The organism is Streptomyces sp. NPDC006691 (assembly GCF_042869955.1).
Lineage (GTDB): Bacteria > Actinomycetota > Actinomycetes > Streptomycetales > Streptomycetaceae > Streptomyces.
Map to the genome: position 1 here is coordinate 124,236 of NZ_JBIAGW010000019.1, position 13,212 is coordinate 137,447.

At 72.1% G+C, this 13,212-nt stretch carries 9 protein-coding genes; 3 read left to right on the top strand and 6 right to left on the bottom strand.

All coding sequences use genetic code 11. The annotated features are described in order from the left end of the window. Positions 1–8: 8 nt before the first annotated feature. Positions 9–737 carry an SDR family oxidoreductase gene (locus ACFYNP_RS31270; protein ID WP_388790231.1) on the top strand — a complete coding sequence of 243 codons (729 nt, stop codon included), beginning with the start codon at positions 9–11 and terminating at the stop codon, positions 735–737. Between the two features lie 116 nt (positions 738–853). Here the strand turns inward: ACFYNP_RS31270 and ACFYNP_RS31275 are convergent, their stop codons facing one another. Then, a complete protein-coding gene (locus tag ACFYNP_RS31275; protein WP_388790234.1) occupies positions 854–1,396 on the bottom strand; it encodes a two-component system response regulator in 543 nt (180 codons plus the stop codon). Between the two features lie 656 nt (positions 1,397–2,052). Here ACFYNP_RS31275 and ACFYNP_RS31280 point away from each other — a divergent pair. Next, positions 2,053–3,474: a hypothetical protein gene (locus ACFYNP_RS31280; protein WP_388790237.1), complete on the top strand. Its 1,422-nt coding sequence runs from the start codon at positions 2,053–2,055 to the stop codon at positions 3,472–3,474. 45 nt (positions 3,475–3,519) lie between these two features. On the opposite strand, the gene ACFYNP_RS31285 is transcribed toward ACFYNP_RS31280, so the two are convergent. The 4 genes from ACFYNP_RS31285 to ACFYNP_RS31300 form a co-directional block, all read right to left on the bottom strand. Continuing rightward, entirely contained in the window at positions 3,520–4,125 is a 606-nt protein-coding gene (locus ACFYNP_RS31285; RefSeq protein ID WP_388790275.1) for a GNAT family N-acetyltransferase, read from the bottom strand. A gap of 205 nt (positions 4,126–4,330) precedes the next feature. Further along, positions 4,331–5,878: an alpha/beta hydrolase gene (locus ACFYNP_RS31290; protein WP_388790239.1), complete on the bottom strand. Its 1,548-nt coding sequence runs from the start codon at positions 5,876–5,878 to the stop codon at positions 4,331–4,333. 166 nt (positions 5,879–6,044) lie between these two features. Further along, on the bottom strand, positions 6,045–6,968 hold the full coding sequence (locus ACFYNP_RS31295; protein ID WP_388419057.1) for a cation diffusion facilitator family transporter: 924 nt from the start codon (positions 6,966–6,968) through the stop codon (positions 6,045–6,047). A 101-nt stretch (positions 6,969–7,069) separates the two neighbouring features. Then, positions 7,070–9,400 (bottom strand): germacradienol/geosmin synthase, encoded by a 2,331-nt coding sequence (locus ACFYNP_RS31300; RefSeq protein WP_388790241.1) that lies wholly within the window; start codon positions 9,398–9,400, stop codon positions 7,070–7,072. A gap of 434 nt (positions 9,401–9,834) precedes the next feature. Here ACFYNP_RS31300 and ACFYNP_RS31305 point away from each other — a divergent pair, with 434 nt between their 5' ends. Next, on the top strand, positions 9,835–10,416 hold the full coding sequence (locus ACFYNP_RS31305) for an HhH-GPD-type base excision DNA repair protein (RefSeq protein ID WP_388790244.1): 582 nt from the start codon (positions 9,835–9,837) through the stop codon (positions 10,414–10,416). 1,088 nt (positions 10,417–11,504) lie between these two features. Here ACFYNP_RS31305 and ACFYNP_RS31310 read toward each other — a convergent pair. After that, positions 11,505–13,103 carry a helicase HerA-like domain-containing protein gene (locus ACFYNP_RS31310; RefSeq protein WP_388790278.1) on the bottom strand — a complete coding sequence of 533 codons (1,599 nt, stop codon included), beginning with the start codon at positions 13,101–13,103 and terminating at the stop codon, positions 11,505–11,507. Positions 13,104–13,212: the final 109 nt, after the last annotated feature.

A 13,212-nucleotide genomic window follows, 5' to 3' on the forward strand; every position in this document is an offset into this window, starting at 1 on the left:
TACCGGGCATGGATATCGACAACTCGGTTGCCCTTGTTACCGGAGCCAACCGCGGCCTGGGCCGCGCCTTCGCCCAGCGCCTGCTCGAACGAGGCGCCCGCAAGGTCTACGCGACGGCCCGCCGGCCGGAGACCTTGGATCTGCCCGGCGTCGAGGTGCTGCCCCTCGACATCGCCGATCCCGCGGCCGTGCGGGCCGCCGCCGAAGCCGCCCCGGACGTCTCGCTGCTGATCAACAACGCGGGCATCCAGACGGGAACCGACCTGGTGACCGGCTCGCTGGACGCGGTGCGGCGCGAGCTGGAGACCAACGTGTTCGGCCACCTGGGAATGATCCGGGAGTTCGCGCCGACGCTCGCCGGGAACGGCGGGGGCGCGATCGTCAACGTACTCTCCGCCATGTCGTGGTTCGGGGGCAAGGGCGCCAATGCCTACCACCTGACCAAGGCCGCCGCTTGGGCCATGACCAACGGCGTCCGCCTGGAGCTCGCCGAGCAGGGCACGCTCGTCACAGCGGTGCACCTCGGCCTGGCCGACACCGACATGGCCGCGGGCTGGCCCGTGGCCAAACTCGCGCCGTCGGACCTGGCCGACGCGGCGCTCGACGGTGTCGAGGCGGGATCCGCCGAGGTCCTCGCCGACCAGTGGAGCCGAGACGTCAAGTCCCGGCTGCCGCTGACGCCGGAGGAGTTCAACGCCGCGATGGACCGCGCCCTGGCGGCGCTGACCGCCGCCTGACCGCTTCTCGGGCTGCGCCGACCGGGAACGCGTCGACCGGCCGCGCGTCGACCGGGAACGCGTCGACTGGGAACGTACCGTCCGGGAACGCGCCGTCCGGGAACGCGCCCGGGATCTCAGCCCGGCGGTTCGTCCGGCCGGCGGGGGACTCGGACGGTCTCCGGGGGGTGCAACTGGCGTCGTCGAGAGGGGAGTTGAGTGGGGAGCTGGGCGGGGACCTGCGCGGGTTCGGCGGGGTGGTTGCGGAGGCCTCGCTGGCGGGGAGTGGTCGTGAGGAGGGTGCTGGTGCGGTAGAGGTACTGGACCTTGATGCGTAACGCCCAGGGGTCCAAGGGCTTGATCAGGTAGTCGGCCACTCCCAAGTGCAGTGCCTGGGCGGCCAGTTCGCTGTCCTGACCCATGCCGGTCACCAGGATGACGGGGATCAGCTGGGTCTGGGTGAGACGGCTCAAATAACGGGCTACGTCCAGGCCGCTCACGCCCGGCATCACGACATCGAGGACCGCGACCGCTATTCCCCCGTGCAGCGCGGCCTTGAGGGCGGCGTCCCCGCTGGTCGCCAGCTCCAGCGGGTAGCCGAGCGGCGCGAGGATGCTCTCCATGGCGAACAGGTTGTCCTCGTGGTCGTCGACCAGTAGCACCTTCATGTCCGCGGACATGGCCCCATCACCTTCACTCGGGAGCGCCGGATAGGCATATGCCCGTTCGCGGCGGCTCGTACGCAGTCGGGGAGTACCACTGTGGTGTGCATGTGGGGGATGCACCTGTGGCAACGCATGTGCCGGGTCGATCCGCACATAGTCGACGGCTGGCTTGTGTGGACCGAATTCTCGCACCGGGCGCCCCGGAACATCAGGGTGTCGACGATGTCTGTTGGCGCCGCCCCCGGCCGCCTCCCCGACCGGCCCCGCGACGGCCTCCTCGACCGCCCCTCGACCACCTCCTTGACCGGCCCCCCTCGGCCGCCTCTCGACCACCTTCTTGACCGTCCCCGCGGCTCCCCGCGGCCGCCCCTCGACCGCCCCTCGGCGGACTCCTCGCGGCACGGAGTGCCGATGCGCAAGTGCCAGAGGCTCATCTGCTGCCCGGCTCACACCTATGGGTGAACCCGCGCAGGCCGGCGCACCGATGCGAGCCGTGGTGCGCCGGCGCGACGACCACTGCTTGATCGATTCCGCCGCGGCCGGACGCCGATGCCCCAATGGTCTGAACCACCGTTCCAGGGGCGGAACTTCGGGCCCGCATGGGTTCACGATGACCCGATGATGATCCCGTCAGCCTCCTCCGTACGGAAGCCGCCCCCGAGCGGCGAGCGATGAACGCGCTCCTCGCCTCGGTCCGCCACCGGTCGGCCGCCCTCACCCGCACGGCGATCGCCGTCGCGGTAGGGCTCGTCGCGGGCTGGCTGCTCCTGGTCACCGTGCCCCGTGCGCTCGACGTGGAGGAGGCGTTCGCGGCGGCGGACGACTGTCCGGTCGCCGAGGTCTCGACGGAGTGCAGACACACCGTCGCGGCCACGGTGACCTCCACCGCGGCCGATCACCAGCACCGGTCCACGTACTACTGGCTGGGCCTCGGCCACGTGCGGGACGGGCCCGGGGCGCTGCCCGGGCGGCTGAAGGCCGGCCCGCTCACACACCGGCCGGGACCGGCCGTCCCCGTGGCGCCGCACCGCGTCAAAATGGACGGCCGCGCCCCCGTCTTCGCCCTGGTCAGACCTGGCGCCGACCTTCAACTCACCTACTGGCGCGGGGAGATCAGGTACGTCGAGTTCCGGGGCCTGCGGCAGTACACGACGGCGGATCCGCGCGGCGGCTACCGGCTGCCGCTGGCCGCCGCGCTCTTTCTGTTCTCCGTGGCCGTGGCCTGTCTGCGCGGCGCGTACTGCGAGGCACTGCGTGTCACCGGGCCCTCCGGGGCCGCGAAGCCCGTCGGGGTGGCGGGCCACGTCGGGGCGGCAGGGCACGTCGGGGTGGGGAACGTCGGGGTGGGGCCTGTCGGGGCGGCGGCGCAGGTCAAGTCGGCGGGGCAGGGCGAATCGGCGGGGTACATCGGGCTTTCCGGGGGCGCCGATGGGGCCGGGCCCGCCGGGGCAGTCGGGCCCGCGGTCGGCTCTGCCGGGTTCGACGGGCCCGCCGGGTCCGCGGCGCCCGCCGCGCCCACTGGGCCCGCCTCGCAGGAGCCCTGGCGGATCACCCTGCCCCTCGCCTCGGTACTCCTGATCTCGTGCTTCGCATTCGGTACGCCGTGGGTCACCGGCGGGGTGCCAACTGCCGTGCTGCTCACGGCGATCGGGGCCGCGCCGGTCCTGGCCGGGGCCGCCTGCGTGTCGCAACGGCGGCGCCGCCGCACCACCGACACCATCAAAGTGGCCCCGCTGGCCCCGTCGGTGGAAGAGTGCTTTCCTGGCACGATCCGCGGTGAACTCCCCTACTGCCAAGAGGGGTTCGGGTATCTGGTCGCCGCGCCGGGACTGCTCGCCTCCACCCCCGATCCCTTCGGCCTGCTGGCCCGTTGCCCCGTGCCGCGCACCCTCACGGCGGTCCGGGTCCGCCCGCCGTACTGGACCGATCCGGGGCCACGCCCCGCCCCGGGCTCGCAGGTGGTGGAGTGCCGGGACGGGGCGACGCCGGTCTATGTGGTGACCGAACAGCAATACAGCGCCTGGGTGTTGGGGGCCTTGAGGCGTCCTACGGACACACCGTTCCGGGCGGGTGGCACGAACCGGCGGGCTTAGCCGCACCCGCCACCCGTACGCCTGCAACACCCTCCACCCGTACGCCTACAACCCGAACGGTGCCGGGTACTGGATCACACCCGCCGGTGCCGGGGCTCCCTCGGGGCGCAGCCGGAGCGCCATCATGGCCTCGTCCGGCACCTCGAAGGGAGCCCGGATGCCGAGCGCCGAGGCCGGGGTGAAGCCGAAGCGCGGGTAGTAGTCCGGGTGGCCGAGCACCAGGACCAGGTCCTCGCCCAGCTCCCGAGCGGCAGCGAGCGCCGCCCGCACCGCCGCCGAACCCGCGCCCGCGCGCTGGTACTCGGGGGCCACCGCGACCGGGGCGAGGGCCAGCGCCGGAGCGCCGCCCACCCGGCACCGGGTGAGGAGGGCGTGCCCGACGATCGGGCCGCGCGAGCCGCCAGAGCCGTCCACGCCTTCCGAACCGTACGGGCCGTGTGGGCCGTCCGGGTCTACTGGGCCTTCTGTCACGATCGAGAGCCCGGGGATCCACGCCTCGTCGACGCGCAGCGCGTCGACCAGGTCGGCCTCGGCGTCGGTGGGGAACGCGGCCAGGTTCACGGCCCGTACGGCCGCGATGTCCCCGGACGTCTCGGCCCGGGTGCGCCACCCGGGACCGCCCGACGACGTTCGTCCGGACGCCGCCGACATGGCGTCTGACGACAGGTGCTCTGCGGACATGGGCTCGGAAGGCATGTGTGGAGTATCCATATGTCGCCGATCGTGCCATTTACGCTCACTCCCGGCCCAGCGAATTAAGGCCGAGCGCCCGGCAGGCCTGCCCGCCACAGGCGCCGCAGGCCTGCTCGTCACAGGCCCACCTGCCGCAGGCCCACCTCTCGTGTGTCGTGGGCGGCTACTCGTCCGGCTGTTCCGCCGGGCAGCTCGTTCCCTCCGGCGGCACGGTTCCGGCCGCGAAGAAGGCGTCCGCCTTGGCACGGATGCACTGCGAGGCGGCGTAAGCGCCGTGCCCCTCACCCTCGTATGTCAGCAGCACACCCGACCCGAGCTGTTTCGCTGTGTCCCGAGCCCATGGGTACGGCGTCGCCGGGTCGCCCTTGCCGCCGACGACCAGGATCTTGGGCGCCCCGGGACGGTCGATGCGGCGGATGTAGTCGGTTCCCGCCGGCCATCCCGTGCAGGCGACGGCACGAGCGGCGGACCCGGGCCCGAAGTACGGTGATTCCTGGGTGAGTTGACGCTGCATGGAGTCGTACTCCTTCGCCGGGTCGGCCGGCCGTACCGGGTCGTCCGCGCAGTTGATCGCAAGCATCGCCTCGTCGGAATTGCTCGCGGGCGCGTCGTCCGTACCGGCGCCCGGGTTGAGCGCGGCCAGGACCGTGGGGTCGTCGTCGTCGAGGAGCGCGGCGATGCCCGCCGACAGGGTGGGCCAGGAGGCCTGGCTGTAGAGGGCGGACTGCACGGCGCTGTGCAGGTCGTCGCCGGTGAAGTCCTGGTTGTCGGAGCCCGTCACGGTCTGGCCGCCGGCCAGCTTCGCGACCGCCCTGTCGAAGGTCGCGGCGACCTGCTGCGGAGTGGTGCCGAGTTCGCAGTTCTGCTGGGCGCAGCCGGCGAAGAACCCTTCCAGCGCCTGCTGGAACCCCTTGGTCTGCGCGAGCACGTCCTGTTCGGCGGTCCCCCGCAGGGTGTCCACCGCGTCCAGGACCATCCGGCCGGTGCGCTTGGGGAACTGGCTCGCGTAGACCGCGCCGAGCCGGGTCCCGTACGAGATCCCCAGGTAGTTGAGCTTGCCGTCGCCGAGTACCGCGCGCAGCACATCCATGTCGCGGGAGGTGTTGATGGTGCCCACGTGGTCGAGCACCGGGCCCGTCTTCGCGCGGCACGCCTGGGCTATGCGCTTGGCCTCGGCGACGGCGGCGGCCCCCGTGCCCGGCGCGTCCTGGCTCCCGCCGTCCATCCGGTCCACCTCGTCCTCGCCGCCGCACCGCACGGGAGCGCTGCGGGCGACCCCGCGCGGGTCGAAGCTCACCAGGTCGTACCGCTTGCCGATGCCGGCCGCCAGGTCCCGGAAGGCGGCGAGCCCGTCGACCCCGGATTCGCCGGGGCCGCCGAAGTTGAACACGACGGACCCCTTGCGGTCGTCGCCGTGGGCCGCGCTCCTGATGCGGGCCACGGCGAGCGCGATGGCGCCTTTGCCCGGGTCCGCGTAGTCGACCGGCACACTGAGGGTGCTGCACTCCATGTCCCGTACGGAATCGAGGAGTTCACCGGTCTGGCCCTCGGTCGGCCGGCACGGCTCCCAGCCGATCTTCTGCTCGTAGAACCGCCCGAGGTCCGGCCCGTTCCCGGCGGCGCGGGTGACGGTGGCGGGTCCGACCAGAGCCAGGGCCGCACCGGCCCCAGCCGCGATCATCCGCCGAGCGAGCTTCGACTCACTCTTCATGGACTCACCCTTCCAGGAAGCGGAGCCCCCCGAACAGGCTAGACAGCCGCGCCCGAACCCGCGCGTCGAGCCGCGCTCACGCTCAGTGACCCTGGGGCCGTGCTGGGCCGGCCACCGGGCCGGGCGGGGTACTGGGCCGGGCGGGGTACTGGGCCGGGCAGGGCAGTCATCGGTGGAGGGAGTCGGCGGCCTCGGTGTGGCCCTCGGGTTCCAGCTGGATCGTGGAGTGGGCCACGTCGAAGTGGTCCCCCACACAGCGCTGGAGCCGGGTCAGCAGCTCCCCGTACCCACCGTCCAGAGCGGCCTCCTTCACCACCACATGTGCGGTGAGCACAGGCATCCCGGACGTCACCGTCCAACCGTGCAGATCATGTACGGCGACCACACCCGGCTCATCGAGGAGGTGGCGGCGGACCTCTGCGAGGTCCACATCGTTCGGGGCCGCCTCCATCAGCACGTGCAGGGCGTCCCGCAGCAGCCCGTACGTCCGGGGCACGATCAGGAGACCGATGACGATCGAGGCGATCGGGTCGGCGGCCTGCCAGCCGGTGAACAGGATGATCAGGCCGCCCACGATCACCGCGACCGAGCCCAGCGCGTCGCCGAGCACCTCCAGGTACGCACCGCGCAGATTGAGGCTCTTGTCCTTGGCGTCCTTCAGGAGCCACAGCCCCACCAGGTTCGCGGCGAGTCCGCCCACCGCGACCGCGAACATCAGACCGCCCTTGACCTCGACCGGCTCGCTGAAGCGCTGGATCGCCGAGTACAGGACCCAGACGAAGATCGCGGCGAGCAGCAGGGCGTTCAGGACCGCCGAGAAGATCTCCACCCGGTAGAAGCCGAAGGTGCGGCGCGGGGTCGGGGCGCGCTGGGCCAGGGTGATCGCCCCGAGTGCGAGGGACACCCCGACCGCGTCGGTGAGGCTGTGCGCGGCGTCCGCGAGCAGCGCGAGGCTGCCGGAGAGCAGGGCGCCGACCACCTGGATGAGGGTGATCGACGCGCTGATGCCGATGGTCCACAGCAGCCTGTTGCGGTACGTGCCGCTGAGTGTCCCGGATGCCGCCGAGGGTGCGCCGTGGTCGTGTCCCATGCGCGCGCCTCCTCGTGGCCGGGTGTGGCCCCACGGGCCCGACGGGCCCGACGGGCCCCACGGGGTGGCCCCCGGGTGTGTGGCCCCCGCACATTAGAGGATCACGAGGCATGACCTCCCGCCACTGTGGGTGCGGGGAGGGCAGCCAACGGCCTCCCCGCCTCCGGCACTCCCAGCACCTCCGGCACCCCCATCACTCCCGGCACTCCCAGCACCTCCGGCAGCCGTACCCGGTCCGCCGAGGTCCCGTCCCCGCTGGGCCGCATCCACCCGGGGGCCACACCGCCCCGGGACACGGTGTGGGGCGAGCTGCCATGAGGCAGAGAGGCCGGGAGATCGGCGGCACCGTAGCGGCGTACCGAGGCATGCCAGTGCAAAATGCCCGCGATCCAGTCCTGGAGCTCGGCCACATAGGCGCCGAGCACACGTCGTCCGTCCTCATCCAGCTCGAAGTCCTCGCAGAGGACCGGGAGTTCGTTGTCGATGACGTGCTGGAACTGACGCAGCCGCGAGCGCATCAGGTCGTCGACGATGCGCAGCCCGGTCGGGTAGTCGCAGTTGAAGAAGTTCTGGACGACCAGGACGCCGTTGTGCAGCTCGCCCTCGTACTCGATCTCCTTCTGGTACGAGAAGACGTCGTTGAGCAGGCAGCAGTAGTCGGCGGCCGCGTTCTCCAGACTGCGGATCGGGCCGCTCTCGTAGAGGCCGGGCGGGAGTTGGCTCGCCCGGCGCAGGCGCGACAGGCTCATCGTGAGGTCGGAGCCGAAGGTGTAGCGGCGCATCTCGATGTAGTCGACGGGGTCGGGGATGCGGTGCTGGTCCTGGTTGTGCAGCTCCCAGAGCCAGCTCTCCAGCATGACGTCGACGGACCGGCGGAAGGCCGCGCGGGCCTCGGCCGACATCGGACCGGCGGTACGCGCCCACAGGTCGGCGAGGCCGCGCTCCATGGGGGTCGCCGCCACCAGGAGGCCGGCGGCCGGCTCGTCGACCGGCATGCACGCGGCGAACCGCTCCCCCGCCGCCCGCGCCCCGGCCAGGTTGCGCGGCCGCCCGTACACCAGCGGGTAGTAGTCGTCGCCGTACGTTCCCCAGGTCAGCCACTCGGTGCTGAGTTCGAGTTCCTCCGGCGTCGCGTCGGGGTCGAGTCCGGCGGCGCAGAGCGCGAAGTCGTATCCGGCCAGCTTTTCCGCGTCCCAGATGTCGTCGAGCAGCCCCATACGCTCCGCCCAGGCGATCGACGCCACACGTGCTTGGCCCACATGCGGGCTGAGCGACAGTGGGTACGGAACGTCGAAGTCGGGCAGCAGCGACGGACCGACCTTCTGCCGCGGTACATGGGTGAAGCTGCGGTGGCGGGCCTCGGCGGGGCGGCCGAACAGGGCGGACACATCGAGTGCCGAGGTGCCGAGCACCCCGCCGAACAGGGAGGGTCCGGGGGCGGCGCCCTCGTTCATGTAGCGGCTGGAGCGCATGTGCCACTCGTGGCCGCCGGACTGCCAGTCCTGGAGCCCCTTGACGTACGCCGCGACGGCCGCGCACTGGTCCGGCGTGAGGCCCTTCTCCAGGCACAGCGCCGGAACTTCTGTGAGGGCGGTGTTCTCGAACTGCTGGAGCCGCGAGGTCAGCAGGTCGTTGACGGCCTCCGCGGCCTCCTGCGTCGTACAGCCGAGGAAGGTCTCAAGTACCAGTACGCCATTGCTGAGTTCACCCTCGTCCTCGACCTCGCGCTGGTAGGAGAACAGGTCGTTGCGCAGGTGCACGGCGTCGGCGAAGGCGTCGGTGAGGACGCGCAGGGGCCTCGACTCGGCCACGGACGACGGGAGTTCGGCGTTCGCCGCGTACTCGATGAGGCCGGCCGACCACGGTGCGCCGCCCACCTTGCGGCGCATCTCGATGTACTCGACGGGGTTGGAGATCCGGCCCGCGTTGATATTGGCGAGCTCCCAGAGCGACTCGTTGAGCAGGTTGCGGGTGCTGATCGCGAAGCGCTCGCGCCACTCCTTCGTCATCGACGGGACGGTGCGCGCCCACAGGTCGGCGAGGCCGGCCTCGACCGGGTTGGTCGCCTCGGGGAACCCGTCCGCGAGGTCCATGGGCATGAAGGCGGGCAGCCGGTCGAGGTACTCCTTGCCGCCCTTGCGGTCCAGGGTGCGTTTGAACATCTCCAGGAAGTGGTCGTCGAAGAAGAACACCCACACGTACCAGTCCGTCACCAGGGCGAGCTGTCGCGCGTCGCAGTCGGGGTGGGTGTACGAGCAGAGCAGCGCGTAGTCGTGCGCGTCCAGGTCGGCCAGGTCCCAGATCCCGGAGCCCTCCAGCATGCCCATGTCCCGGGCCCAGACGCGGGAGTGGTCCCGCGCGGATTCCAGGTGGGGATTGAGCCGGGCCGGATACGGAAGATAGAAATCCGGCAGGACAAAAGGCTGGCTCACTGCGGTCGCCCCTCTGGGTGGGCACGTGCCGGTACGCACGTGCCGGTACGCACGCGCCTGGCCCGCACGTGTGGTCCGGACATGCTGCTCCGCACGGAACTACCCGGCGCCGCCTCGACCATTCGAGTGCCGTATGTCTGTCATACGAAAGCGTGAGTCAGCTCGAAAAGGGTGCGAGGGGCGTGGTTTGTGTGGGCTGCGCGCGCATGGGACGTGGGCGGGGGGCATGGGCAGGGGGGCGCGGCGGGCGGCGGCGCGCGGCAGCGGCGGCGCGCGGCAGCGTCTGTGTGGGCTGTGCACATGAGGCGTGGGCACATGAGGCGTGGGCACATGAGGCGTGGGCACATGGGGCGCCGGCACTTGGGGCGCGGTCGGCGCCGGGGTGGGTCCGTGCCCCGCGTGCGTCGGGGGCGTCGGCCGCCGATCATCGAGGCATGAACACAACCCTTCGGCTCGCCCAGCAGCCCGAGGCCGACGAGCTGCTCGGGCGCAGCCCGCTGGCCGCGCTCGTCGGCATGCTGCTCGACCAGCAGGTGCCCATGGAGTGGGCGTTCTCGGGTCCGTACACGATCGCCCGGCGCATGGGGGCGGACGACCTCGACGCGGAGGCGATCGCGGCGTACGGCCCGGAGGCCTTCGCGGAGCTCCTCAAGGAGAAGCCGGCGGTGCACCGCTACCCCGGGTCCATGGCGAAGCGGATCCAGCAGCTGTGCGGGTTCCTCGTGGAGGAGTACGGGGGTGACGCGGCCGGGGTCTGGACGGGGGTGGCGTCCGGGGCGGAGCTGTTCTCACGGCTCAAGGCGCTGCCGGGGTTCGGCGAGCAGAAGGCGAGGATCTTCCTCGCGCTCCTGGGGAAGCAGCTGGGCGTGCGGCCTTCGGGGTGGCGGGAGGCGGCGGGGGCGTACGGGGAGGCCGGGTCCTTCCGCTCGGTCGCGGACATCACGGGGCCGGAGTCGTTGGCGAAGGTGCGGGCGTACAAGCAGGAGGCCAAGGCGGCGGCGCGGGCCGCGAAGTAGCCCCGCCGACGTCTCGACGGGGCGAGCTTGGCCCCCTGGGCTCGGCCCGCCAGGCCCGGGCCCCTGGGCTCGGCGCCCGGCTCGGCCTCCCGGGCTTGGCCCCTTGGGCTCGGCGCCCTGGGCTCAGTGTCCGGCTCGGCCCCCTGGGCTTGGCCCGCTGGGCTCAGGCCCTTGGGCTCGGCGTCCGGCTCGACCTCCCGGGCTCGGCCCCTTGGGCTTGGGCCGGGGCCTGGGTTTTGCCCCGCCCCGCCCCTTCCCGCAACCCTCCGGGGGTGAAGTGGGGGACCGCTTACGGGGCTGCGCCCCCCAGTCCCCGGGTTCGGCCGGGCAGCGGGGCTGGATGCTTCGGTTGCGGGGCCGTGGTTGCGGTGGGGCGCGGTGTTCCCCGCGGCCCCCCTGTAGTAACCGGGATCCCCCGGTCGCGCCCTCTGCGGCGAAGCCGCGCAAATATCGCAGCCCCGCGTCCCTGAACCCGTTCTCGTCCGCCCGCCGTGCGTGGTCGCTCGCGCCGTTCCCCGCGCCCCTGACCCCGCTCTCGGCCGCGGACCTTCGTGGCTTGTCGCGCCGTTCCCCGCGCCCCTAAAACCCGGTCTCGTCCGCCCACCGTGCGTGGTCGCTCGCGCCGTTCCCCGCGCCCCTATAGGTGACCCCGGATGCCCGGTCGTGCCCTCTGCGTCGGAGCCGCGCAAACGTCACAGCCCCGCACCCTCGTAGGTGAACCCAAAGCTTGCCGGTGCTGGCCAGCATTGGGGCATTTCAGCCCGTCGCAGGGGTCCCCCCTGACCCTTGAGGCCTTGGGGGAGTTCGAGGACGAGCACCGTTCAGGCGCGTACGGGGGTCCGGGGACGGAGCCCCCAGGGCCCGGAACCGACCAACCCCGAGCAACGGGCGGGCGGGCGGGCAAAAGACGCTCGGGGGTCCGGGGGCGGAGCCCCCGAGGGCCGGAACCGACCAACCCCGGGCAACGGGCGGGCGGGTGGGCAAAAGGGCGCGCTCACCGGCCGGGGGCGGAACCCCCGAGGGGTGCCCCGGGCCGGGGCGGAGCCACGGGGGCAGGGACGGGGCCGAGCCACGGGGCAGGGACGGGGCTACCTTCGGCGCGTGCCGAAGATCGAGCGGGAGATCTCCCGGCCCAACTGCGTACCAACAGACCGCGCGAGCGACCGAAAGATCCCGCTGCTCACCACCTGCTCCGCCAGCGACGCGTCCTGCTTCTTCGCCCGGCCGGCGGACCTGCCAGAACCAGAACCAGAACCCGAGCCCGAACCCGACGACGGGTCCAGCGCGGCCGACACCGCCGCCTCCTCCCGCGCCCGCTCCGCCGCCGACAGCTTCTCGAAGGCGGATTCGCGGTCCACCGGCTCGGCGTAACGGGCGTACAGGATCGAGGACTTGACGGCCTGGTCTAGTGCGGCCGCGTCGATGGGAGCCATCAGGGACTGGGGGGCCCGCAGGCGGGTCGCCGCGACCGGGGTCGGCGCACCCTTCTCGCTCAGCACGGTGATGACCGCCTCGCCGGTGCCGAGCGAGGTCAGGACCTCTTCGAGGTCGTAGGGGGAGTGCGGAAACGTCCGTACCGTCGCCTTCAACGCCTTCGCGTCGTCCGGCGTGAAGGCCCGCAGCGCGTGCTGGACGCGGTTGCCGAGCTGGGCCAGGACGTCGGCGGGGACGTCCTTCGGGGTCTGGGTCACGAAGAAGATGCCCACGCCCTTGGAGCGGATCAGCCGGACCGTCTGCGTGATCGACTCCAGGAACGCCTTGGAGGCGCCGTTGAACAGCAGATGCGCCTCGTCGAAGAAGAAGACGAGCTTGGGCCGGTCCACGTCGCCGACCTCGGGCAGCTTCTGGAAGAGGTCGGCGAGCAGCCACATCAGGAAGGTGGAGAAGAGGTGGGGTTTGTCCTGGACGGCGGGGAGTTCGAGGACCGACACCAGGCCGCGGCCGTCCGGCGCGAGCCGGAGCAGCTCGCTCGTGTCGAACTCGGGCTCCCCGAAGAACGCCTCGGCACCCTGCTGCTCGAACGCGGTGATCGCCCGCAGGATCACCCCGGCGGTGACGGACGACAGACCGCCGATTCCCTTGAGTTCGGCCTTGCCCACGTCCGAGACGAGGAAGCCGACGACCGCCTTCAGGTCCTTCAGGTCGTACAACTCAAGACCCTTGGTGTCCGCGTAGTGGAAGATCAGGCCGAGCGACTGCTCCTGCGTCTGGTTGAGCTGGAGCACCTTCGACAGGAGTACGGGCCCGAAACTGGTGACCGTGGCGCGCAGCGGGATGCCGGGGCCGATGCCGCCGAGTCCGTAGAACTCGCAGGGGAACCCGGCCGCCTCCCACTCCTGGCCGACCTGCGCGGCCCGTTCGGCCACCTTGTCGCCCGCCTGGCCCGGGGCCGAGATGCCCGAGACGTCGCCCTTGACGTCCGCGAGGAAGACCGGCACGCCGTTGGCGGAGAGCTGCTCGGCGATGAGCTGGAGGGTCTTGGTCTTGCCGGTGCCCGTCGCCCCGGCGACCAGGCCGTGCCGGTTGAGCATGGAGAGGGGGATGCGGATGGGCGCGCCGGGCAGGCACCGGCCGTCCCACAGCAGCGCGCCCAGTTCCATCGCGGGGCCGGTGAAGGCGTACCCGGCGGCGATCTCGGCGGCCGGCTGCGGCACGGCGGAGGCAGCGTCGGCAGCCGGCTGCGGCACGGCGGGCGCAGCGTCGGCGGCCGGCTGCGGCACGGCGGAGGCAGCGTCGGCAGCCGGCTGCGGCACGGCGGGCGCAGCGTCGGCGGCCGGCTGCGGCACGGCGGAGGCA